The organism is Sulfurimonas sp. (assembly GCF_023229025.1).
Lineage (GTDB): Bacteria > Campylobacterota > Campylobacteria > Campylobacterales > Sulfurimonadaceae > Sulfurimonas.
In genome coordinates, this window is sequence record NZ_JALOAA010000013.1 from 32,837 (window position 1) to 56,032 (window position 23,196).

The 23,196-nt window shown below is 35.9% G+C and carries 27 protein-coding genes; 25 read left to right on the top strand and 2 right to left on the bottom strand.

What is annotated here, in order from left to right; genetic code table 11:
• The first annotated feature begins 42 nt into the window (after positions 1-42).
• The 15 genes from M0Q20_RS04770 to M0Q20_RS04840 all read left to right on the top strand — a co-directional run bounded on the left by M0Q20_RS04770 (position 43) and on the right by M0Q20_RS04840 (position 12,941).
• Positions 43-981, top strand: coding sequence for a DHH family phosphoesterase (locus M0Q20_RS04770; RefSeq protein ID WP_295059026.1), 939 nt, complete (start codon positions 43-45; stop codon positions 979-981).
• A 1-nt stretch (position 982) separates the two neighbouring features.
• Entirely contained in the window at positions 983-2,353 is a 1,371-nt protein-coding gene (locus M0Q20_RS04775; RefSeq protein WP_295059027.1) for a M23 family metallopeptidase, read from the top strand.
• A gap of 45 nt (positions 2,354-2,398) precedes the next feature.
• On the top strand, positions 2,399-3,283 hold the full coding sequence (lpxC, locus tag M0Q20_RS04780) for a UDP-3-O-acyl-N-acetylglucosamine deacetylase (protein WP_295059028.1): 885 nt from the start codon (positions 2,399-2,401) through the stop codon (positions 3,281-3,283).
• Between the two features lie 67 nt (positions 3,284-3,350).
• Positions 3,351-3,737, top strand: coding sequence for a hypothetical protein (locus M0Q20_RS04785; protein ID WP_295059029.1), 387 nt, complete (start codon positions 3,351-3,353; stop codon positions 3,735-3,737).
• A gap of 7 nt (positions 3,738-3,744) precedes the next feature.
• Complete coding sequence (gene thrB, locus M0Q20_RS04790) at positions 3,745-4,626, top strand: homoserine kinase (RefSeq protein ID WP_295059030.1); 882 nt, start codon at positions 3,745-3,747, stop codon at positions 4,624-4,626.
• A 45-nt stretch (positions 4,627-4,671) separates the two neighbouring features.
• Positions 4,672-4,935: a hypothetical protein gene (locus tag M0Q20_RS04795; RefSeq protein ID WP_295059031.1), complete on the top strand. Its 264-nt coding sequence runs from the start codon at positions 4,672-4,674 to the stop codon at positions 4,933-4,935.
• Positions 4,919-7,573, top strand: coding sequence for a translation initiation factor IF-2 (gene infB, locus M0Q20_RS04800; protein WP_295059032.1), 2,655 nt, complete (start codon positions 4,919-4,921; stop codon positions 7,571-7,573). Before M0Q20_RS04795 ends, infB begins: the two co-directional genes overlap by 17 nt.
• Positions 7,570-7,920: a 30S ribosome-binding factor RbfA gene (gene rbfA / locus M0Q20_RS04805; protein ID WP_295059033.1), complete on the top strand. Its 351-nt coding sequence runs from the start codon at positions 7,570-7,572 to the stop codon at positions 7,918-7,920. The genes infB and rbfA overlap by 4 nt, the downstream gene beginning before the upstream one ends.
• Positions 7,921-7,932: 12 nt before the next feature.
• Positions 7,933-8,382 carry a ribosome maturation factor gene (locus M0Q20_RS04810; RefSeq protein ID WP_295059034.1) on the top strand — a complete coding sequence of 150 codons (450 nt, stop codon included), beginning with the start codon at positions 7,933-7,935 and terminating at the stop codon, positions 8,380-8,382.
• Between the two features lie 17 nt (positions 8,383-8,399).
• Complete coding sequence (ribD, locus tag M0Q20_RS04815) at positions 8,400-9,401, top strand: bifunctional diaminohydroxyphosphoribosylaminopyrimidine deaminase/5-amino-6-(5-phosphoribosylamino)uracil reductase RibD (protein ID WP_366933653.1); 1,002 nt, start codon at positions 8,400-8,402, stop codon at positions 9,399-9,401.
• A 1-nt stretch (position 9,402) separates the two neighbouring features.
• Positions 9,403-10,113 (top strand): bifunctional demethylmenaquinone methyltransferase/2-methoxy-6-polyprenyl-1,4-benzoquinol methylase UbiE, encoded by a 711-nt coding sequence (gene ubiE, locus M0Q20_RS04820; protein WP_295059036.1) that lies wholly within the window; start codon positions 9,403-9,405, stop codon positions 10,111-10,113.
• Positions 10,114-10,122: 9 nt separating this feature from the next.
• Positions 10,123-11,373, top strand: coding sequence for an exodeoxyribonuclease VII large subunit (xseA, locus tag M0Q20_RS04825; protein WP_295059037.1), 1,251 nt, complete (start codon positions 10,123-10,125; stop codon positions 11,371-11,373).
• An 8-nt stretch (positions 11,374-11,381) separates the two neighbouring features.
• Positions 11,382-11,978, top strand: coding sequence for an FmdE family protein (locus M0Q20_RS04830; protein WP_295059038.1), 597 nt, complete (start codon positions 11,382-11,384; stop codon positions 11,976-11,978).
• Positions 11,979-12,043: 65 nt separating this feature from the next.
• Positions 12,044-12,457, top strand: coding sequence for a hypothetical protein (locus M0Q20_RS04835; RefSeq protein ID WP_295059039.1), 414 nt, complete (start codon positions 12,044-12,046; stop codon positions 12,455-12,457).
• A 10-nt stretch (positions 12,458-12,467) separates the two neighbouring features.
• Entirely contained in the window at positions 12,468-12,941 is a 474-nt protein-coding gene (locus tag M0Q20_RS04840; RefSeq protein ID WP_295059040.1) for a methylated-DNA--[protein]-cysteine S-methyltransferase, read from the top strand.
• 3 nt (positions 12,942-12,944) lie between these two features.
• Here M0Q20_RS04840 and sppA read toward each other — a convergent pair whose 3' ends face one another.
• Both sppA and M0Q20_RS04850 read right to left on the bottom strand, forming a co-directional pair.
• Positions 12,945-13,814, bottom strand: a complete 870-nt coding sequence (gene sppA / locus M0Q20_RS04845) for a signal peptide peptidase SppA (protein ID WP_295059041.1) — start codon at positions 13,812-13,814, stop codon at positions 12,945-12,947.
• Positions 13,814-15,034, bottom strand: a complete 1,221-nt coding sequence (locus M0Q20_RS04850) for a metal-dependent hydrolase (RefSeq protein WP_295059042.1) — start codon at positions 15,032-15,034, stop codon at positions 13,814-13,816. Before M0Q20_RS04850 ends, sppA begins: the two co-directional genes overlap by 1 nt.
• 94 nt (positions 15,035-15,128) lie before the next feature.
• Here M0Q20_RS04850 and aroQ point away from each other — a divergent pair, with 94 nt between their 5' ends.
• From aroQ to mnmA, 10 genes are all read left to right on the top strand, one after another.
• Complete coding sequence (gene aroQ, locus M0Q20_RS04855) at positions 15,129-15,614, top strand: type II 3-dehydroquinate dehydratase (RefSeq protein ID WP_295059043.1); 486 nt, start codon at positions 15,129-15,131, stop codon at positions 15,612-15,614.
• Between the two features lie 5 nt (positions 15,615-15,619).
• Positions 15,620-16,108 (top strand): 2-amino-4-hydroxy-6-hydroxymethyldihydropteridine diphosphokinase, encoded by a 489-nt coding sequence (gene folK / locus M0Q20_RS04860; RefSeq protein WP_295059044.1) that lies wholly within the window; start codon positions 15,620-15,622, stop codon positions 16,106-16,108.
• Positions 16,105-17,379 (top strand): flagellar biosynthesis protein FlhF, encoded by a 1,275-nt coding sequence (flhF, locus tag M0Q20_RS04865; RefSeq protein WP_295059045.1) that lies wholly within the window; start codon positions 16,105-16,107, stop codon positions 17,377-17,379. The genes folK and flhF overlap by 4 nt, the downstream gene beginning before the upstream one ends.
• On the top strand, positions 17,376-18,251 hold the full coding sequence (locus M0Q20_RS04870; protein ID WP_295059046.1) for a P-loop NTPase: 876 nt from the start codon (positions 17,376-17,378) through the stop codon (positions 18,249-18,251). The genes flhF and M0Q20_RS04870 overlap by 4 nt, the downstream gene beginning before the upstream one ends.
• 70 nt (positions 18,252-18,321) lie before the next feature.
• On the top strand, positions 18,322-18,606 hold the full coding sequence (locus tag M0Q20_RS04875; RefSeq protein WP_295059047.1) for a hypothetical protein: 285 nt from the start codon (positions 18,322-18,324) through the stop codon (positions 18,604-18,606).
• The gene (locus M0Q20_RS04880; RefSeq protein ID WP_295059048.1) at positions 18,603-19,286 is read left to right on the top strand and encodes an RNA polymerase sigma factor FliA; all 684 of its coding nucleotides are present in this window, start codon (positions 18,603-18,605) and stop codon (positions 19,284-19,286) included. Before M0Q20_RS04875 ends, M0Q20_RS04880 begins: the two co-directional genes overlap by 4 nt.
• A 1-nt stretch (position 19,287) precedes the next feature.
• The gene (fliM, locus tag M0Q20_RS04885; RefSeq protein WP_295059049.1) at positions 19,288-20,406 is read left to right on the top strand and encodes a flagellar motor switch protein FliM; all 1,119 of its coding nucleotides are present in this window, start codon (positions 19,288-19,290) and stop codon (positions 20,404-20,406) included.
• 3 nt (positions 20,407-20,409) lie between these two features.
• Positions 20,410-21,270, top strand: a complete 861-nt coding sequence (gene fliY / locus M0Q20_RS04890; protein WP_295059050.1) for a flagellar motor switch protein FliY — start codon at positions 20,410-20,412, stop codon at positions 21,268-21,270.
• Between the two features lies 1 nt (position 21,271).
• The gene (locus M0Q20_RS04895; RefSeq protein WP_295059051.1) at positions 21,272-22,030 is read left to right on the top strand and encodes a TIGR00730 family Rossman fold protein; all 759 of its coding nucleotides are present in this window, start codon (positions 21,272-21,274) and stop codon (positions 22,028-22,030) included.
• A gap of 5 nt (positions 22,031-22,035) precedes the next feature.
• Positions 22,036-23,064, top strand: a complete 1,029-nt coding sequence (gene mnmA / locus M0Q20_RS04900; RefSeq protein WP_295059052.1) for a tRNA 2-thiouridine(34) synthase MnmA — start codon at positions 22,036-22,038, stop codon at positions 23,062-23,064.
• The last annotated feature ends 132 nt before the right edge of the window (positions 23,065-23,196 follow it).

Consider the following 23,196-nt stretch of genomic DNA (forward strand, 5'->3'; position numbering starts at 1 on the left):
AATAAGAAGTAGTATACAATTTCTCAAAAAAAGATAGAAAAATTGAATAAGATTTTAGACAAAATAGAAAAAGCTACCCATATTGTTCTTATCTCTCATATTAATCCAGATGCGGACTCTATAGGCAGTGCCAGTGCCATGTACAGTTTTTTACTACAGAAGCATAAAAAAGTCTCTTGGTTTTGCAAGACTTCTAGGATAGATGAAAAGCTGTCTTTTCTGCCTTGGTTTGAAAAGATAAAAAGCAGATTCCCCTCATCTGCAGATTTGGCGATTTCTCTTGATTGCGCTGATGAGAAACGTATGGGCATTTTAGTAGAGTGTGATCTTATAAATATCGATCATCATGCAACTAACAAAAATTTTGGCAACATAAACTTAGTTAAACCGGATTTTATTAGTACAACAGCAGTTATATATGACTTTTTTAAGATAAACGGCGTAAAGATAAATAAAAAAATGGCAACAGCTTTATATACAGGCATCTTAGATGACTCTGAATTTTTCCTCTCTAAAAATGTCGATGGCACGACATTTGCTTCGATTTATGAATTAATAGAGTTGGGCGCTGATTTTAAATTATGCAACAAAAGAGTTGCAAAAAGCGTCTCATTAGCAGCTCTGAGATTAAAATCTTTAATGTTTAAAAATATGTCCTTACATGAGAGTGCAAAAGTAGCTGTTTTTTGCGTAAGTTATGAAGATATGAGAGCAACGGGAGCAGTCGGGGAAGATTGCAAGGCACCTCTTTTTGAGTCTTTAAATCTTGAGAGTGTAGAGGTTTCTTTACTGCTTAGGCAAAGGAGCAATTTTACTATAAAGTGCTCCATTCGCTGCTCTTTGGATATAGATGTTAGTAAAATTGCCTCTATCTTTGGTGGCGGTGGACACCTTGGTAGAGCAGGTTTTGAGATAGATGAGATTATCTCTTTGGATGAAGCAAAAAGTAGAGTATTAGAATTAATAAAAAAGGAGTTATAGCTTGAGAAGAGGAAGAGATAAAGGGTCATCAACACTGTTATTGGGAATATTTGCAGTAATAGTAGGTATAGGTCTATACATATATAATTCAGAGATGTTTGAGAGAGAGACTCCAATAATCTTTATGAAAAACAACGGATACTGGAATCTTAAAAATCCGCTCGATATAACAATAAACGATACAAGTGGATTGAAATCATACAGAGTTACATTAGTTACAAAAACAGAAGAGACACTTCTTTATCATGAGCAATTCTTAACTCCTCAAAAATCTCTCAATGTCAGGGTAGAGCCTCCAAAGAGTGCATACACAATGAACGAGGATGAGATAAAAATAGTTGTTGAAGCACAAGATATAAGTAAATGGAATTTTTTAAACGGAAATATTGCTCTTAGTGAGTTTAAACTAAAAATTGATAAAAAAAGACCTCTTTTAAACATTATTTCAAACTCATATAAGATAAATAAGGGCGGCGCTGCGCTTGTTATATTTAAAGCAGAGGATGAGAATTTAAAGGAGTTGTATATACAGACAAACTTTGATAAAAAGTTTTTAGCACAGCCGTTTTATAAAAAAGGGTACTATATTTCTCTGCTTGCATGGCCGGTAAAAGAGGCAACATTTAAGGCTACTGTTATGGCTAGAGATAGAGCCGACAATATCTCAAGAGCAGATATTCCGTTATATTTAAAAGAGATCAATTATAAAATCTCAAATATAAAGATAAGCGATAATTTCTTAAAAGGGAAAATAGCCGAATTAGCAGAGGAGTTTGCTGAAACTCAAGGTGTTGCAGACTCTATAGAGCAGTTTAAAATTATAAATGAAGATATAAGAGTAAAAAATGAGGATTTAATTCATGAGATAGCATCAAAAGTTTCAAATGAGATGGTTGTAGATTTTAATATAAAGAGAATGTACCCGCTTAAAAATGCTGCTGTTGTTGCTCGCTTTGGCGATCATAGACTTTACTCTTATGCAGGCGAGAAGATTAGTGAGTCGTATCACCTCGGGCTTGATTTAGCAAGTAATGCAATGGCAGAGATAAGACCTCAAAACGGCGGTGATGTTGTCTTTAGCGGATATAACGGCTTATATGGAAATATGCCTATTATATCTCATGGGCTAGGACTCTATACTCTCTATGGGCACTGCTCAAACGTAAATGTAAATATTGATGAGAGGGTAGAAGATGGAGCACATATTGCAAATACGGGCAAAAGCGGTTATGCGATGGGAGATCATCTTCATTTTGGAGTTTTAGTTCAAGGTATAGAGGTCCGTCCTGCTGAATGGATGGATACTACTTGGATAAAATTAAATATTGACGATGTAATAGAAAACGCAAAGAGTATTATAGATAAAAAGTAAATTTAGTGTACAATTTATATCAAAAGCAATAAAATAGGAATAAAAATGTATCAAACAACTATAAAAAAGAGTGTTGAACTTGTCGGAATAGGACTTCACAAGGGTTCTGCGGTTAAGTTAAGATTGGAGCCGCTTGAGTCAAATAGTGGTTTGATATTTTATCGAAGTGATGTTGATGTGGCTATTGCTCTTGTTCCTGAGAATGTTGTTGATACGAAAATGGCTACTGTTATAGGTAAAGATGGTTATGTAGTCTCTACGATAGAGCACTTGCTATCTGCTATATATGCTTATGGGATTGATAATCTTAGAATAGTTGTTGATGCTGATGAGATTCCTGTGATGGATGGCAGCAGTGCTAGCTTTTGTATGCTCTTAGATGAAGCCGGAGTTATTCAGTTAGATGTGCCAAAAAAAGTTATGAGAATAAAAAAAGAGGTAATAGTACAAGAGGGAGATAAATATGTAAAACTCTCGCCTTCGCCAGATCTGCAGTATGGTTTTACCATTAAATTTCCTCATCCCGTTATACAAAAACAGGAGTATATTTTAAACTTTACCAAGCAAAACTACAAAGATGAGATTTCACGCGCTAGAACATTTGGCTTTTTGCATGAGGTTCAATACCTGCGTTCAAAGGGTCTTGCACTTGGAGGATCATTGGAAAATGCAGTTGTGCTAGATGAAAAAAAGGTTCTAAATCCTGAAGGGCTTAGATTTCCTGATGAATTTGTAAGACATAAAATATTAGATGCTATCGGCGATATGGCTCTTGTTGGAATGAACTTTGTAGGCAATTATGAGGCGATGGCAGGTAGTCATGACCTTAATCATAAGCTAACGTTAGAGCTTTTAAAAGATGCGCAAAACTATGAAGTTATTGAGCTTGTTGATGAAAAAACATTAGAGCTAGAAAAAGCGTATGCCTAAGAGTGTCGATTTAGTTTTTATCACACTCTCCTCTCCTATACAAATCGGGATATATGAGGAGAGAAAATTGATAAAAACTATAAGAAGCGATGAAAAAAGCTCAGAAGTATTACCAAATATATTTAGCGAACTATTAGATGAGTATGATATAAAGGGGCTTTTTTATGCAAACGGTCCCGGCAGCTTTATGGCAATAAAAATTGCATATATTTTTTTAAAATCTATAAGTATTTTAAAAAATATACCGCTTTTTGCAACAGATGCGTTTTATTTTAATAAAAATCAGCCAATCAAAGCGATTGGAAAGCTATACTTTGTTAAAATTTCATCAGAAATAAAAACTCAAAAACTAGAAAGAGCGCCTGAAGCGAGCTTTATGCTTCCTGATATGCTTGAGTATAAAGAGTTTAGCACAGCTGCATCTCCTCTTTATGCAATAGGAGCAGTTGGATAGGAAAAAAGTGACAATAAGTGTACCGGCAACTAGTGCAAACCTCGGACCTGGATTTGACTCATTAGGCTTGGCAATGGATTTGCGTAATGTGGTTGAGTTTCATCCATCAAAATTTTTTAGTGTTAGTATAAAAGGGGAGGGTGAAAATAACCCTAGGCTTAAAGGTAATAATCTTTTTGTTAGCATCTTTAATGAACACTACAATAGATTAACTAAAAAAAGACAAAATTTTAAGTTTACCTTTTACAATCAAATACCGATGTCAAGGGGGCTTGGCAGCTCTTCGGCTGTGATTGTTAGTGCAATCTCAAGTGCCCATGAAGCAGCCGGAATAAACGTCTCAAAAAGAAGAATACTAAACCATGCTCTAGTCTATGAGTCACATCCGGATAATATTACGCCTGCAGTGATGGGTGGTTTTAATGTGGCTACAGTAGAAAAGGGGAAGGTTTTTTCACAAAAAAAACATCTTCCGGATTACATAAAAGCGGTGGTGGTTATTCCAAATAAACCTATTAATACATCAAGAGCAAGAACATTTTTGCCAAAATCATACTCTAAAGAGAATGCTATATACAACCTCTCTCACACGGCACTTAGTGTTGCGGCTTTTTTTAACGAAGATTGGGAGATTTTAAAACTTGCTTCTCAGGATAGATTTCATCAAAAGGCTAGAATGAAAATATTGCCTGAACTCTTTAGTGTACAAAAGACGGCATATGAGAGCGGCGCATTAATGAGCACACTCTCAGGTAGCGGCTCTACATTTTTCTCTATGGTTTATGATGAAGATTCTGCTGCTATTGCAAATAAGCTTAGTCAAAAATTTCCGGAGTTTGTCGTAAAAGTATTGGATTTTGATAATGATGGGCTTATTGTAGAAAAATAGGTTAGTTTATATCTTCTTAGCTAAATCAAGGAACTTTTGGATATAATGGCGAAAAAATTTACCCAACCTCTTAGGATGTGTATATCTTGCAGACAAAGAGATGCTCAAAGCAATCTTATAAGACTTCAGTGCATAGAGTCACAAATAAGTCTTTTTGGAGGAAGTGGCAGAAGTTTTTATATATGCAAGATTTGTCTTGAAGATAACAAGAGAGTATTAAAGGCGCTGATGCGACAATGCAGAGGTGGTGATAGAGACAAATTTGCCAAAACACTAAAGGAGATCATCACTGATGACAGAAAAAGTTAGAGTACACGAAATTGCAAAAGAGCTAGGAATAACTTCCAAAGATGTAGTTAAAAAAGCTTCAGATATGGGCGTTGACGTAAAGTCTGCAAATAGCTCAGTTACAATGCAAGAAGCAGAAAACTTAATGAACTATATTATGAGCGGTGAGCCTGCACAGACACCAAAAGAAGAGAAGAATACAGCTACTAAAACAACTAGTGATACTCAAAAAAAAGAAAAAACTCCCGAAAAAGAAACCTTAAAAGCTAAAGAGAAAACATCTGATGCAGTAGATGAAAAAAATACTCAAAAAGATATTGCTACAAAAGAGAAGAAAACACAAAAGACAGAAGAGTCTAAAGCAATATCAAAAGAAGAGAAGCCTGAGTCAAAAAGCAAAGAGGAGGAGCTGCAAAAAGCGGAGCCTAAAGTAACTGACAGCAGCGAGCCTAAGAAAATGCAGATTAAAAAATCTGGTCTTAAAATTGTAAAAAAGAGAAAGCAGCCTCAAGAAACAGATAGTTTTGACAAGCAAGCGCAACCCTCAAAACAGAAATCTTCACTATCTTCATATGGTAAGATTAGTGCAGAAGTTTTAGAAGAGCTAGCTAAAAAGAAAAAAACTACAAAACAGATATCAGGGGCAAAAAAGCAAGAGCAGGGTGTAAAAATAGATATTTTTGGCGACTCTCTTACTGAAGTCTCTATGGATATGGATGATCAGGTTGTTCTCCTTGATATAAACTCCACAGAGAGACGAGAAATTCCCCCAGAGGAGCCTAGAAAGCCTAGAGCGCCAAAACCTATTGGAAGAAATGCGAATAAAAAAGCTGCTCCAAGGGGTAGAAGAGTTTCTCGTGATAAGAGAAAAAAGTATGTAAAAGATAAGCCTGAAGATATAGTAGTTACGCATGTTGAAATTCCTGAGGATATCCGTGTTTATGAGTTTGCAGAGAAGTTAAACCGTCCAATTTCAGACGTAATTAAAGTCCTATTTAGTCTTGGTTTAATGATGACTAAAAATGACTTTTTAGGACATGATGAAATTGAAATTTTATCTGAAGAGTTTGGAGTTGAAGTAACTATTGTTGACCCTAAAGATGCCTTTAATTATGAGGAAGATTTAGCTGAAGAGATAGATGAAAATGCTACAAAAAGACCTCCTGTTATAACTATTATGGGGCATGTCGATCATGGTAAAACATCACTTTTAGATGCTATTAGAAAAGCTAAAGTCTCAGAAGATGAGGCGGGTGGTATTACGCAGCATATAGGTGCTTATACAATTGAGCAAAATGGCGAAGCAATAACCTTTATTGATACTCCCGGGCACGCAGCTTTTTCTCATATGCGTCAAAGAGGTACGGATGTTACAGATATCATTATAATTGTTGTAGCAGCCGATGATGGAGTAAAACCTCAAACAGAAGAGGTTATTAAGCTTGCTAAGGAGTCCGGTGCTCCAATTATAGTTGCAATAAATAAAATGGACAAAGAGAGTGCTAACCCTGATATGGTCAAAGGGCAAATGGCTGAGCTAGGAGTGAATCCTGCCGATTGGGGAGGAGATATAGAGTTTATTCCAATATCGGCAAAAAGCGGAATGGGGATAGAGGATCTTCTTGAAAACATCCTTCTTACCGCGGAAGTTTTAGAGTTAAAAGCAAATGAGAACGCTATGGCTAAAGCTGCCGTAGTTGAATCATCTCTTGAAAAAGGTCGTGGACCTGTTGCAACGGTAATTGTTCAAAACGGAACTCTAAGTGTCGGCGACTATGTAGTTTGTGGAAGTTCTTATGGGCGTGTAAAGGCTTTAATTGATGAAAATAAAAAACAGATTAAATATATTAAACCTAGCCATACCGCTGTTGTTGTCGGCTTAAATGAGGTTCCATCTTCCGGTGAAATCATGATGGCTGTGAGTAGCGATAAAGAGGCAAAAGAGTATGCTCTAAAACGTCATGAGTATGATAGACACAGAGAGTTGTCACATAGTACAAAATCTACTTTAGAAGATATGACGAGTATGATTGCAGAAGGACGTTTAAAGTCTCTTAAAGTCGTGCTAAAAACAGATGTTCACGGTTCACTTGAGGCTATTAAGGCTTCGTTAAATGAGCTTAGAAATGATGAAGTAAAAATAAACATTATATCTTCGGGTGTAGGTGGAATTACTGAAAATGACGTTGAACTAGTGAGTAATAGCGAAAATTGTGTTCTTCTTGGATTCAATGTTCGTCCTACCGGAGGCGTAAAAGCACTTGCTAAACAGAAAAATGTAGATATCAGAACTTACTCTATTATATATCAACTTCTTGATGATATGACTGGAATGCTAACTGGCATGATGGCACCTAAATTTACAGAGACAAATACCGGGCAAGCCGAAGTTAGAGATACATTCAAAGCGCCTAAGGGTATGGTTGCAGGATGTGTTGTTGTTGATGGTAAACTTATTCGCGGCGGTCTTGTTCGTGTTATTCGTGATGGCGTTGTTGTACATGAGGGAGAGCTTACTTCACTTAAGCGCTTTAAAGATGATGTAGAAGAGATTGGTAACGGTTATGAGTGTGGTGTTATGATTAAAGGTTACGACGATGTTATTGTTGGCGATGTAATCGAGACATTCAAAAAAGTTGAGCAAAAAGTGTCACTGTGACAGAAGCCCAAATAAAGTTAAAGAGAACAGAATCACTTCTCTTGGAGCTGATTCCTGAAGCCTTAGGTTCTCTTAATGACAATAGACTCCATAAGCTTGATATCATAGATATAAAGTGTTCACGCGGTAGAAGTGATGCAAAAGTCTATATTGACCCTGCTTCATTTAGTGAGCAAGAGAAGAGTGAGTTCTTAAAACTTCTAAAAAAGGCAAGACCCATTTTAGAGACGTTTTGTATGAAAGAACAAGGTTGGTTTCGTTCTCCAAAATTTACTTTTGAGTTTGATGAGCAGCTTAAAAAAGCTCAAAAAATTGAAGAGCTGTTTAAAAAAATTTCCAAAGATTAAGAGAGGTTTTTTGTGAGTTTAGAGAAAGATATAGAATCAGTCGTAAAGTCAGTAGGATTAGAACTCTATGACATTTCTGTCGTTAATGATGGAGGGGATTCAATTTATAGAGTCAGTATTATCTCAAATGAGATAGAGAATGAAAAACGAAAAAATGTCAGTTTGGATGAGTGTGTTGAATTAACACACCTTATCTCACCTCTATTAGATGTAACACCACCTGTTTCAGGGGACTACAGACTTGAAGTTGGAAGCCCCGGTATTGAGAGAAAAATAGCTACAATCAAACAGTTTGAACTCTCTACAACAGAGAAGGTTATCCTTACTTTAAAATCAAAAGAGAAGTTAACAGGAACTCTAATTAGGGTTGAAGGCTCTAAGATTTTTTTAGATGTTAACGGCGAAGAGTCGGCTGTTGATTTCTCTGAAATTTCAAAAGCGAAAACTTTCTTTGAATGGTAATAGATTTTAAATTCTATATGAGACTGGCCCTTGATGAGGCTTGGAAGTATCAAGGATTGACTTACCCAAATCCTGCCGTGGGTTGTGTTATTATCTCTGAACATAATGAGATTTTAGCGCTTGAGGCTCATAAATATGCCGGCGGTCCACATGCTGAAGTGGAGGCTCTTAAGTCTGCGTACTTTAAACTTACGGCGGATAATAAAATTTTAGAGATTAATTCCTCATCCCAAATTCACACATACCTTCTAAAAAATCATAACAACTGCTTTAAGAACGCTACTATTTTTACGACTCTTGAACCATGCGCTCATGTCGGCAAAACTCCATCTTGCGCAGCTCTTATCTCTATGCTAAAAATTAAAAGAGTAGTAGTAGGCTTTGATGACTTAAATATAGAGGCTTCAGGCGGAGCAGAAATTATTTCTCAAGCGGGAGTAGAGCTCAAAAGAGATATATTAGCAAAAGAGTGCGGGGAGTTGACTTTACCATTTAATATGTGGAAAAAAGATAGATTTGTCTTTTTTAAATGGGCACAGAGATTAAACGGAACTACAGATAACGGAGTTATAAGTTCAGAAAAATCCAGAAGAGTAGTTCATGCCATGAGAGATGTATGCGATTTGTTAGTTATAGGCGGAAATACAGTAAGAGTAGATAGACCAACATTAGATGCAAGACTCTCAGGCGGCAGAGCACCGGATATCTTAATATTATCAAAGAGTAAGGTTTTTGACCAAAATATCCCGCTATTTAGCGTAAAAGATAGAAAAGTTACAATTAGTGATAATTTTTCTATTTTAGATAACTATAAAAATATAATGATTGAAGGCGCTGATGAGATGTTTAGACTAACTAAGGGAATTGTAGACTATTATCTCTGTTTTTTATCGCCTAACATTGGAGGAAGCAGTAGTTTTAGGGCTATAGATGAGAAGTTAGAAATTTTAAATATACAAAAAGATGAGCAGGATATAATTATGTGGATGAAGCAAGCAAATAACAGGGGAAACAGCTAGAATGGAAAAACAGGAAAAAATAGTATCTATGTTTGATAATATTGCACCTACTTATGATACGGCAAATCGTGTCATGAGTATGGGAGTCGATAAGAGCTGGAGACGTAAAGCTTGTGATTTAGCTTATAGATTATATGCAAATGACTCTATAGATAAGATTGTCGATGTAGCCTGTGGAACCGGTGATATGATGAATTTTTGGAAAAAAAGGTCAGAGATAAACGCAATAGCAGTAGGAGAGATAGTCGGAGTAGACCCATCAAAGGGGATGGTTGGAGTTGCAAGAGAGAAGTTCCCTAAGTTTAACTATCATATAGCAAAAGCGACTGAGATTCCGATGAAAGATGGTAGCGTAGATATTTTAAGCATTACCTATGGAATTAGAAATGTTGTTGAGAGAGAAGAAGCACTAAGAGAGTTTAACAGAGTTTTAAAAAAAGGTGGTTTAGTTGTTATCTTAGAGTTTATGAAGAATGAAAATCCATCTCTGCTTGGAAAGCTTAGAGATTTTTACATGAATAGAGTTTTGCCAAAAGTAGGTGGTTTCATATCTAAAAATCTAGAGGCTTATGAGTATCTGCCAAACTCTATAGAGGATTTTTCTACAGTTGAAAATATGAAAACAGAGTTGATTGAAGCAGGCTTTGATATTTTATATGCAAAGAGTTTCTCCATGGATATATCGACACTTTTAATAGCAAAAAAACAGTAGGTTATATTTTTGCATACGCTAAGCGTCTCTTCTTTAAACGAACAGATCAAAACTATCTTAGAGAGCACTTTTGAAAAGGTGCTTGTAGAGGGAGAACTCTCGCGCGTAACTCATCATGGCAGTGGACATATCTATTTTAGTTTAAAAGACGCATCATCCTCAATAAGAGCCGTCATGTTCAAAGGCAATGCCTCAAGATTAAGATTTGAACTCCAAGAGGGGTTAAAGGTCATTATTGAGGGAGCCGTAACACTCTATAAGCCGCGCGGTGAATATCAGATAAACTGCTTTAGTATTCAGCCATCAGGTCATGGAGCATTAGCTCTTGCTTATGAGCAGTTAAAAGAGAAGCTTGCAAAAGCTGGTTATTTCAGTAGTGAAATTAAAAAGCCGCTTCCAAAGTTTCCAAAAAAGATTGCTCTTATAACATCTGCTACAGGTGCTGCTATTGCCGATATGCTCCGCGTGGCAAATAGTAGATATAGAGCTGTAGAGATTGATATTTATGATGTTTTAGTCCAAGGAGGGAGCGCTGCGGACATGATTTCAAAAGCTTTGCGCAGAGCTGACTCAAAGGGTTATGATATTATACTCATTGGGCGTGGCGGCGGAAGTATAGAGGATTTATGGGCTTTTAATGAGGAGATAGTAGCTGATGCGATATTTAGAGCAAAAACTCCCATTGTATCTGCAGTTGGACATGAGATAGACTGGGTTATAAGTGATTTTGTGTCGGATTTAAGAGCACCGACCCCTAGTGCCGCAATGCAGATGATACTGCCTGATGAGAATGAACTTTATCAATATATTGACTCTATTTCGGCTCAATATACTCAAAAAATAGTGCAGAAAATATATAACTCAAAACAAGAGCTTACGCATTTGATTAACTTATATTTAGGACACTCTATTGAGAAAAAGATAGCACAGAAAATTGAAGATATAAAACAGCTAAAAGGCGCTTATACTCAGACTATATCATTTAAAATGCAGAGTTTTTATAAAGAGGTAGAGTCAATTAGAGTTAGATTTCCTCATGTAATAGATAGTAAAATTAATATTGCTCAAAATCAAGTATTAACACTACAAAAAATGTTAGAATCAAATAATCCAAAGTTAAAAAGTAAAAAAGGTTTTGTTCAAATATCTAAAGATGCCAAAGTTATTGATATAACATCTTTGAAGGTTGATGAGGTTTTTGACTTAATGAATGATAGAGTTATAGTGAGTGCAAAAGTACTTCAAAAAAGAGATATATAGGAGTTTATATGAATTATCCGGATTTTTTTGATAGTGTAGTAACTATTAAAGTAGTTGATCCACTAGCAAATGTTTTAGGCGCATTTGAAGAGGGGTTATATGAGTTTAATTACTTAGAGGTTGTAAAAGCGGCTGGGCACAGTTGTCCTACTGTTGCAGGTGCTTATATCACTACATACGCAGGATTAAAAGCTCTATATCCAAACTCTCCTGCTGTAAGAGGAGAGATAAAAGTCGAGTTTAAAGAGTCTTTAGAAGATGGCGTAGCCGGCGTAATAAGCAATGTAATATCACAAATAACCGGAGCAACGGACAAGAGCGGTTTTAAAGGCTTAGGCGGCAAATTTGCTCGTCACTCTCTGATGAGTTTTGATGAAGATATTAGCTCCTCTGTTAGATTTACAAGATTAGACAACGGTAAGAGCGTTGATGTTTACTACGATCCTTCACTAGTAGGAGGAAGCCCTAAGATGCAGCAGCTAATGCAGAAAATGATGGGCGGAATGGCTAATGCTGCAGAGATGAAAGAGTTTGGTGAACTTTGGCAAGATAGAGTAAAAAGAATTTTTGACAATATGCCAACTGTTGTTAAGGTTATAGTTTAATAGCAGTAACTTTTTAGTAACCATAATTGTAATATACTTCTTTACAAAAAAGTAGAGGAGTATTTATGGCTTATTTTAGTAATGCTAAGGTTGGAGATAGAGTATTTGGTTTAGTTTTTGGGGCTGGAGAAGTATCTCAGATTTTTGACAACAGCCATTATAAAATAATGGTAAATTTTAAAAATGATTATGAAGTTCCTTATACAGAAGATGGCATTCCAGGGTGGGGACGCTTTAATAAGCAGACACTTTTTTATAAAGATGATATAGATTTAACCAACGTTGACTTCTCTCCTGTTTCAAAAATATTATCTGTTAAGAAGATAATAAAACTAAAAGAGAAGAAAAAACTTCAAGTAAGACTTCCATCGGGTATCTGGAAGAGTGTAAAAAAAGCCGAACCGTCATATGTAGAAGATTTGCTTGAGCGTGAAAAATATCATATGTTCAGAAAAAAACCTGAAAAAAAAGAGAGCTAAAACACTCCTCATGAAGAGATCCTGCTACAGCCGCATTATTAATACGCCTATAGGTAAAATGATTGCAGTGGCTAGTGAGGATGCCATTACTCATCTTGATTTTATAGAAGCTGATGATAACTTCGATAACTGCAGCTCTGATTATAATCTTCTACTTAGGCTAGAAGAGGAGCTTGATGAATACTTCTTAAAAAAACGACAGAAGTTTACTTTGCCGCTATCTCCAAGCGGAACCGAGTTTCAAAAGGGTGTTTGGAAGACTCTGCTTACAATACCCTATGGAGAAACAATATCATATGCGACTGAAGCTAAAATTTTTGGAAATCCAAAAGCGACAAGAGCAGTTGCAAATGCAAACGGTAAAAATCCAATCTCTATTTTGATTCCTTGTCACCGCGTTATAGCATCAGGCGGCGGCTTAGGCGGTTATAGCGGGGGATTAGAGAAAAAAGAGTTTTTACTTGCTCTAGAGAGAGCAAAATAGCATTTACTTCATTACTAAAGAGGGGAAGTATGTGTGGATAGTAACTGCAGTCTGAGCGGAGAACTTCTTCATAAATTTATCAATCTTATTCTCTTTATTCCAAATTTGTTCTCTTACTCCGCTAAGCTTCGCCAACTTCTCTTTAGCATCATATTTAACTCCTATACTATCTATGAGACCGACATCTTTAGCTTGTTTAGCCGTAAATATATGGGCATCTGCAAACATATCTCTTTTGTTTATATCTAAACCTCTGGCTTTTGCCACATCTGTGGTAAAGAGATCGTAAGTTCCTTGTATAACTTTGTTTAGCTCATTAATCTCATAATCAGTCCACTCCCTATCACTTGCACCAATTTTTTTGTACTTTCCTGCTTGAATGCTTTGTGATTTGATACCAATTTTATCCATAAGCTCGCTTACGTTTGCCCCTTGCATGATTACGCCGATGCTCCCTACCATTGAACCGGGATTTGCTACTATCTCGTTTGCCCAGATGCTGGCATAATAGCTCCCGCTTGCCAAAGTACCGCTTGCATAAACGACAACGGGCTTTTTCTCTCTTGCTCTTTTTAGAGCATATGCAACTTCGATAGAGGGTGCAACTGCTCCTCCTGCCGAATCAATATTTAACAAAATACCTTTTACAAACTGATTTGCAACTGCTGCGTCAATCTGCTCAATGACCTCCGAAGTCTCCATGATAGGACCGACTAAGTAAACCTCTTCAAGGTTGTTTGGTTTTAAATCCTCCTTGCTTTGCGGTGCAAATATTAAAAAAACTATAAGTAGAAAAACCATAGCCTTGAAGTGCTCTTGAATAAACTTCATTGTGGCTAAAATGGGAGAAAATAACTTTTTAATAAATTGCATCAGATACCTTTTTCTAAAATTCCGTTAATGTAAACTTTTGATATATTATATCTATGAAGTATTAAATGAATAGCTAACTCATCACTTGGTTTGCTCTGTAAATCTAATACTATCATGTCTGCACTCTTGCCTTCTGCTATCTCACCGCTGTTAATACCCAAAGCATCTGCTGCGTCTTTTGTTACACTTCTTATAAGTTGTTTGGCTAACTCTAAAAGAGGCATATTTGAGTGCATAAAAAGAGCACATTTCATCTCTTCAAAGAGATCAAGCTTATAGTTTGAGCTAAGTCCGTCTGTTGCACATATCCATCTAATGTTATGCTCTTGGAGTTTTTTCAAATCAAGCGCACCGTTTCCTAAGAGTCTATTTGAAATAGGGCAGTGTATAACCGTATGTCCATTTGAGGAGAGCATCTTTAGCTCCTCTTCATTTGCCTTTATAGCATGTGTAAGTAGTGTCATGTAGCCACTAAAATGTTCTAAAAATTCGCTAGAACTACTAAGTGAGCTATTTTGTTTTAATAGATTTTGAAAAAAATCTTTAAAATCCCCCTCACTTTTATCCAGCCAATCTCTCTCGGCACTACTCTCCATAAAATGGGTGGTGAGTTTTAGCTTCTCTTTTTTTACAATTTGAAGTGCTTTTTTGATTAAAATAGGATGAACCGAGTATGGAGAGTGGATGGCGACTCCAGAATAAAACCCTTCTCTTTTTATACTTTTAGAAGCATCAAGACGCGCTAGGAAATCCGTAAAAAGAGCATCGGCCATTTTTGCTTGTGAACCTATAAGCTCATTGAAAAAGATAACATTTTGTTTTGCATCTGCGCACGCTTGTAAATCCATCCCATGTGAACTTATAGCACCAAAGGTTGTAATTCCGGACTCTAGCATTGAGTCAATTGCTTTTGTCATACAACTACTATCACAGCCTCCTATAAGCTCTTCGCGGTTCTCTATTACGCTATAAAGCCAGCTAATAAAATCTCCATAAGAGAGTTTTGTTCTATTTGCGCTAAACTCTAGATGTACATGAGCATTTATTAGCCCGGGCATTAAAAGAGAGTTTTTTTTGAGTTTTGTGACAACTGCATCGGGAAACTCTTTTTTTAGCTCTTTAAGCGGAGCAATCTTTTTGATTTTTTTATCAAATGCTACTGACATGTTAGATAATAGAGTGTCGGGAGTCAATATATAATCTGGAGTTATTATCTGCATATTCTATCTTTTTGTCTAAATTTAAAATAGATTATGCTTAATTTAGATAAAATTACTCCTTAAAAATTATAATTATTAAACAAAAAGGCAGAAGATGAAAATAGTAGTAATTCAGGGACCAAACTTAAATATGTTGGGAATAAGAGAGCAACAAATTTACGGTTCGATGAAGCTAGAGCAGATACATGCTCAGATGAAAGATTTTGGTGCACAAAATGAGATGGAAGTAGAGTTTTTTCAAAGCAATCTTGAGGGTGAGATTGTAGATAAGATTCAAGAGTGTTACGGAGATGCAAACGGTATAATAATTAATCCTGCGGCATATACTCACACATCAATAGCTATTCGTGATGCAATCTCAGCTGTAAATCTTCCTACTATTGAAGTTCATATCAGCAATGTTCACCGCCGTGAAGAGTTTAGAAAACAAAATATGGTTGCTCCTGTTTGCTCATCTTCTATTGTCGGGTTTGGTCCATTTGGGTATCACTTGGCAATGGTGGGCATGGCACAGATTATGAACGAGATAAAAGCGGTTCAAGAGATGCAAAAGCAGTCTCAAGCTACACAGGAAAACTAATTTTTATGTATATTAGGCGTAAATTAAGTAAAGAGCTAGAAACTTTTAAAAATTTACGCAACACATATATAAATACTACACATAGTTCACATAAGTATGTAGCAACAGTAGGGATTGGCGGAAATGTCGGCGATGTAAGAAGAAGGTTTAATCATTTGTTTGTATATCTTAAAAAAGAGAAGAGAGTTAGCCTTTTAAAAACATCACTGATTTTAAAAAATCCTCCTTTTGGATTTGTTAATCAGAGTGATTTTTTTAATTCTATTATAATGTTAAAGACTAACATGCAACCAAAGTTTTTCTTAGGCTATTTAATGAGACTAGAGAAAAAATTTGCACGCAAAAGAAGTTTTGCAAATGCTCCAAGGACATTAGATTTGGATATAATTTTTTTTGATAATAGGGTAGTTAAAACACCAAAACTTCAAATTCCCCATGAAAAGTGGTTTGAGAGAGATAGCGTGTTGATACCATTAATGGACATTTATAGATGAAGATATTAACTTTTACCGGAAGAACGCCTTCAGAAGCATTGAAAAAAGCTAAGATGGACATCAATTATAGTAAAATGCTTCATATAGACACAAAAGAGATTCAGAAAAAATCATTAGGCAGAGAGCCCGTTTATGAAATTGTTATGGGTATTGAGGGGGAGCAGACAACTCACGATACTTATCAAAAAGTAAAATCCATGCAAAAAGATGAGCGACCACTAACCCAAAAAAGTTCAGATGTTTTGTATGATATCTCCAACGCAGCTAGACAGATATCTAAAATAGCAGAGGTAAAAGAGCCTCTTTACGACTACCAAGAAACTAAAACTAATTCACTGCTTGAACCCAAAGAGCTAAAAGAGATAAAGTCTGAGATTGCCAAACTCGGAGATAAAGTAAAAGTTATTCAAAATATGTTTTGGGATGAAAAAGCACCTGATCTAGAGAGTCATATTCCTGCAGAGTTTGCAGAGATATATCGCCTAGCTTCTCAAAGCGGTATGAATCGAGAGCATCTAGATGCTATTATGAGAATGACTCTAGAGCATATGCCTTTTAGAATGAGAGAAAACTCCAGTACCATTAAGAGATATTTTCAGACTCTTCTTAGAAAGATGGTGCCGATTAGACTTGAGAGCACTCCATCTATCGGAAATAAGAAAGTTGTTATGCTAGTTGGTCCTACGGGTGTGGGAAAGACAACATCAGTTGCAAAACTTGCAGCTAGATACTCATACTTAATGCAGAAAAAGTATAAAGTGGGTTTAGTTGTACTAGATACATACCGCATAGGTGCAGTTGAGCAGTTGATGCAGTATGCTAGAATGATGAAGCTCGGAATAGAGACTGTTGTTGACCCTATAGACTTTGCTAGTGCGCTAGACTCATTAAAATATTGTGATTATATTCTTATAGATACCATGGGTTCAAGTCCTTATGATAGAACGAAGATTGAAAAGATATATGAGTGTTTAGATGGAAACGATATAAAGTATAACATTGATGTGGTTTTGGTAATGCCAAGCTCCATAAAGTATGAAGATTTAAAGGCTACTTACGAAAATTTTTCTAGTTTAAATATTGATACTTTGATGTTTACAAAGCTAGATGAGACGAGAGGCTTTGGTAATATCTTCTCTCTTGCTTATGAGACGAAAAAGCCTATTAGTTACTTCTCTGTCGGGCAAGAAGTTCCTGAAGATTTAGTCTGCGCAAGTAGTGATTTTTTAGTTGAGTGTTTGTTAAACGGCTTTAATAGGAGTAAAACATGATGGGGCACCAAGCTAAAAAGCTAGAGGAGTTAGTATCATCAACAGCTGCTAAAAAATCAAAAAAAACTCGTTTTATAGCTATAACAAGCGGAAAAGGCGGGGTGGGAAAAAGCACAATAAGCTCTAACCTTGCATATACTCTCTCTCAAAATGGATTAAATGTCGGTATTTTTGATGCAGATATCGGTCTTGCCAACTTAGATGTTATGTTTAATGTAAAGATTAAGAAAAATATTTTGCATGTTTTAAAAGGCGAAGCAAGTGTTTTGGATATTCTAATTCCCATAACAAGAAATCTTATACTTATTCCGGGGGAGAGTGGGGATGAGATATTAAAGTACTCTGATAAAGCTCTTTTTGAGAGGTTTATGAGTGAGGCTGAGGTGCTTGATAAGCTAGATGTCATGATAATTGACACCGGTGCAGGAATAGGGGATCATATAAAGATGTTTTTAGATGTTGCGGATGATGTTATTGTAGTTACCGTTCCCGATCCAGCTGCAATAACAGACGCATATGCAACAATAAAAACTATAGCTACTTTTAGAGACGATATAAATTTAATCATGAATCAGGTCAAAAATGAGAAAGAGGCGATTGCAATATATGAAAAGATAAAAAAAGTGGCATTTGCAAATATAGGAGATAAGTTAAACATAAAATTTTTAGGCAAAATTAACAGTGATATTAAAGTCTCCTCCTCTGTAAAACAGAGAGCTCTTTTTAGCGTAGTGCATCCAGGTTCATTAGTTCATAAAGATATACTCTCTATCGCTAATGAGATTAATAAGAATTTGGAACAGGATGTGCTTGTTATGCCTAGCGAAAGCGGATTATCCGGACTTTTCAAGCGGTTAGTAAAGCATTTTTAAACTAAATTTAAGGCAATTATTGATGTTAGGCGAGAATTTTATATACTTTTTTACTATTCAGGGATTTTTTATGGGAATAGTGTTTGGTATATTAAAATCATTTGATGCGGAGGGTCTGCTAGTATATACATTTTTAATAACAACTTTTTTTTATCTTTTTTCCCATATAATAGTATCTATGTATTATAAAACAACTCTCGGTAAGCTATATTTTTTTCCAAAAGAGTCACATGAGAAGAGACTTGATCTTTTTGCCAATGAGATAAATAAAAGAGAAAAAATAATTGATTCAGCTATTAAGATAACAGATAAAACAGCTCAAGATAACAGCCCAAGTAGTGAGAAAAGTTCATGATTTCTGCATATACACAAGATTTAAAACATAAAGAAGATGAGCTAGCAATTCAATACCTGCCTGCAGTAAAAGCCATGGCATATAGATTAAAAGAGAGACTTCCTAGCTCTATTGATTATCTGGACCTCTCTGCAATAGGGACAGAAGAGCTTATAAAACTTGCAAGAAGATATGATGAGAGTTTAAATGACTCTTTTTGGGGTTATGCTAAGAAGAGGGTATATGGAGCTATGCTTGATTATTTAAGAAGCTTAGATGTTCTTAGTCGTGCAAGCAGAAAGCTAGTAAAAGCTATAGACTATGCCATAGAAGAGTATAGAGTATCTCATGATGAAGAGCCAAGTGATGAGCAGTTGGCTGAGATGCTAGATGAGAGTGTAAAGAAGATACATGAAGCTAGAATTGCCTCATCTATCTATACCGTTATGCCTTTAGAAGATCAGTTGCAAGTAGGTGATGAAGGCTCTTCGATTGCTAATATAGAAAAAGAAGAGTTAGTGGAGAATATTAAAACTGTTCTTAGCCAATATACTCAAAGAGAGCAGTTGATAATACAGTTTTACTATTTTGAAGAGTTGACACTAAAAGAGATTAGTGATATTTTAGATATTACAGAGTCAAGAATTTCTCAAATTCATAAATCTGTTATTCATAAAATTAAAGAGAGTGTGGGAGCTTAAGATGGCAGATATACTTTCACAAGAAGAGATTGATGCGCTTTTAGATGTTGTTGATGATGAGGGAGATGATTTACTTGATAGCGGAGAAGACTCCCTAGTTTCTCAAAGACAAGTAACGCTTTATGATTTTAAAAGACCAAACAGAGTATCAAAAGAGCAGCTTCGTGCGTTTCGCGGTATCCACGATAAGATGGCAAGGTCATTAGCTTCTCAGATATCATCAATTATGCGCTCAATTGTAGAGATTCAGCTTCACTCTGTTGACCAGATGACCTATGGCGAGTTTCTAATGTCACTTCCTAATCCTACCAGCTTCAACGTATTTTCTATGAAGCCGTTAGAAGGAAGCGGTGTTATAGAGATAAATCCTTCAATCGCTTTTCCCATGCTAGATCGCCTTTTGGGCGGAAAGGGCGAGCCTTTTGACGCCAGCAGAGAGTTCTCAGATATAGAGCTTAGTCTTTTTGAGACTATTTTAAGAGTTATGATGGCTACTCTTAAAGAGGCTTGGGGACCGGTTATGGATATTTTTCCAAATATTGAGTCAAAAGAGTCCAGTCCAAATGTTGTTCAGATTGTTGCTCAAAATGAAATTGTTGTCATGGTTGTTATGGAGATTATTATTGGACAGAGTTCAGGTATGATGAATATATGCTATCCTGTTATCGCGTTAGAGCCGGTTTTGCCAAAACTTGCCAGCAGAGATTTAATGTTAAATGAGACAAGTACAAAAAAAAGCAGAAATACAGAGCTACATGTGCTTCTTGGCGGTGCAAAAGTCGGTATTGAAGCGATGCTCGGTAATGCAGAGTTATCACTTAGAGATGTATTGGATTTGCAAAGCGGGGATATTGTAAGGCTTGATAATGCAGCTGATGATATGGTTACGCTTTGCGTTGATGGAAAAGATAGATTTAAAGGTAAAATAGGACTTAGAAGATTTAGAAAATCAATACAAGTTACCGAGATAATTGATACGGAAAAAGATGCAGTAAAACGTGCATTAGAGAATTTTGAAACTATTAGACGAGAAAAGATATCGGGTGTAAAAGAGATTATATTTGATACTGATGAAGCTCAAAATAGAGATAGAGATGAAAAAAAAGTAAAAGAGGAGTAGGGGATGAGTGATTTTATGAAACTGTTTGAAAATGAGACGGTGGCTACTGTTGAGGCACTAATAGGGCAGGCTCCATCACTTAAGCTCAAAGAGGAGCAAGAGTTAAGTATCATCTCAAATATAATCCCTCCAATAGTTTTGCTAAACATAAGTGTAAGTGGAGATATTGATGCTTCTGCTATGGTTGCATTAACACCAAACCTAGTTACATCTTTATCTGATATGATGATGGGCGAAGAGAGCAGCAGTAGAGAAGATGTTAGTGAGGATGATTTAGATGCTGCAAAAGAGATAGTCTCAAACATATTTGGAGCAATTTCAAATACGCTCTCAGCTCAAAAAGAGTTGCCCGTACTATCTTTTAGTATTGACAAGGTTGATTATATTAGTGAGGATAAAGAGGTATCGTTAGAGAATTATAGTAAAATGTTTGTCTATAACTTCAATATAGAAGATGTTAAATCTCTTTTTATGCTTATAATGGATGAGAGTTTACAAAATGCGATATTTAAGCAAAATAAATCCTCAGATGATGGAAAAAAGCTTGAATCAGATAACTCTTCACAACACTCAGCATCTATCTCCTTAAATAGTGAGGAGATGAACAATATATCTCTAATAATGGATGTAAAACTTCCTGTTAAGGTTAGAATCGGAAAGAAGAAGATGCTTCTAAAAGATGTTTTAAATATGGACATAGGTTCGGTAATAGAGTTAAATCAATTAGCAAATGACCCTTTAGAGATACTGGTTGATGACCATGTTATAGCAGAGGGAGAAGTTGTTATTGTTGATGGTAACTTCGGGGTACAAATAACTACTATAGGAACAAAGAGAGAGAGGCTTAATCAGCTCAAGGGATAAAATGAAAGATAGAAGAAATGAATTAGCTAAGAGATATGTCAAAGACATTAAGTCTGCCGATGTCTGGAGCGTTTTTAGAATAGTTGCTGATTTTGTTAAAGGTTTTGATGACCTTGGAGAACTTGGGCCATCAGTAACTATTTTTGGAAGTGCCAGAACAAAAGAGGATGATTTTTATTACAAAGAGGCTCAAAAACTCTCTCTTATGTTGGCAAATAAAGGTTTTAACATTATAACAGGAGGCGGTCCCGGAATTATGGAGGCTGCAAATAGAGGAGCAAAAGAGTGCCCTGATATTGAATCTGTCGGTTTAAATATAGATTTGCCTTTTGAGCAAGTTTCAAATAGATATACTACAAAAGAGTTATACTTTGATTATTTTTTTTCAAGAAAAGTTATGCTTGTTAAATACTCTATAGCTTATGTAATATTTCCCGGGGGGTTTGGGACGTTAGATGAGCTGTTTGAAGCATTGACTCTTGTTCAGACAAGGAAAGTAACCGGAGTTAAAATTTTTGTAGTAGGTGTTGACTTTTACCAGCCCCTTCTTAATTTTATAAAAGATAAATTGCAGCATAGCGGAATGATTGATAAAGATGATGTAGAGATAATTAGATTGACTGATGATTTACAGCGCGTTGTCAAAGAGGTTGAGGAGTCGCTTATTGACCAGATAGAAATTCTTGAAGAAGTAGGCTTAGAAAATACTAAGTATTATAAATCCTTGTCAGATTTTAAAGATGAACAAGATACAAAGTAATAAAAATGAAAAAAAGTAAAGTTTTAGTCGGAATGAGTGGAGGTGTTGATTCAACAGTCTCTGCACTACTCCTTAAGAACCAAGGATATGAGGTAGAGGGTTTATATATGAAGCTTCACTCTAAGCCGGGCTATCATGAGATTAATCAAGCAAGAGCACAAAAAGCTGCAGATTTTGTTGGAATTAAACTGCATGTACTGGATTTGCAGGAGACCTTTAACAGAGAAGTTTTTCAACCTTTTATAGATACTTATGCTGATGGTAAAACACCAAACCCCTGTGCTCTATGCAACAGAAGCCTAAAGTTTGGCGAGATGGTAAAGTTTGCAGATAAAATTAGTGCTGATTATGTAGCTACAGGGCACTATATAAAAAGTGATGGAAAATACTTTTACGAGGCAGATGATGACACCAAAGACCAAAGTTATTTTCTTTTTTATGTCGATAGAAGTATACTGCCTAGACTTATATTTCCGCTAGGAGAGAAGAAAAAAAGTGAAGTTAAAGAGATAGCGGCATCCATAGAGGGGTTAGAATCGTTTGCTTCTCAGGGTGAATCTTCTGAGATATGCTTTGTTGAGACAACCTATACGGATCTACTTAAAGATTATGTTGAAGTTGACAACGTAGGTGAAGTGATTGACAAAGATGGAAATGTTGTAGGTGAGCATAAAGGATATATGCACTATACAATAGGCAAAAGAAAGGGATTTACTGTAAGAGGTGCACATGATCCGCACTATGTTTTAAGCATTGATGCAGATAAAAATCAGATAGTTGTAGGGAAAAAAGAGGAGCTATCATGCAGTAGTGTAGTTTTAAATAATTTAAATCTATATACTGACGAGAAAGAGTTTGATACGACTGTAAAACTAAGATATAGAACAAAAGCTGTACCGTGTCATGTTGTAGTAAAAAACAATAAAGCGTATGCAACTTTAAAAGAGAGCGTATTTGGCGTAGCAACAGGGCAAGCCGCTGTTTTTTACGATGATTCTAAGCTTATAGGCGGCGGCTGGATAGAAGAAAACTGACCATTAAAAGCACCCATAAAAGTGCAATATAGAGATTCTTCAAAAACTCTCACACTAATTAAGAAATAAATAAGCCTAACTTGCCTATAATTCCCCTCCACAAAATGAGTGAAACGAAATTTCTACGCAAGC